The sequence below is a fragment of the Sporosarcina luteola genome (assembly GCF_023715245.1).
Lineage (GTDB): Bacteria > Bacillota > Bacilli > Bacillales_A > Planococcaceae > Sporosarcina > Sporosarcina luteola_C.
The window spans coordinates 1-254 of record NZ_JAMBNV010000044.1; the positions used below are offsets into that span (position 1 = coordinate 1).

1 rRNA gene is annotated in these 254 nt (G+C 55.9%); it reads right to left on the bottom strand.

Going from position 1 to position 254, the window contains the following annotated elements:
* A 23S ribosomal RNA gene (locus M3152_RS17925) occupies positions 1-254 on the bottom strand; the annotation flags it as partial.

The window sequence follows — 254 nt, forward strand, 5'->3', positions numbered from 1 at the left end:
TAACCTTCCAGCACCGGGCAGGCGTCAGCCCCTATACGTCACCTTACGGTTTTGCAGAGACCTGTGTTTTTGCTAAACAGTCGCCTGGGCCTATTCACTGCGGCTCTCTCGGGCTTTAACACCCTACCAGAGCACCCCTTCTCCCGAAGTTACGGGGTCATTTTGCCGAGTTCCTTAACGAGAGTTCTCTCGATCACCTTAGGATTCTCTCCTCGCCTACCTGTGTCGGTTTGCGGTACGGGCACCTCCCGCCT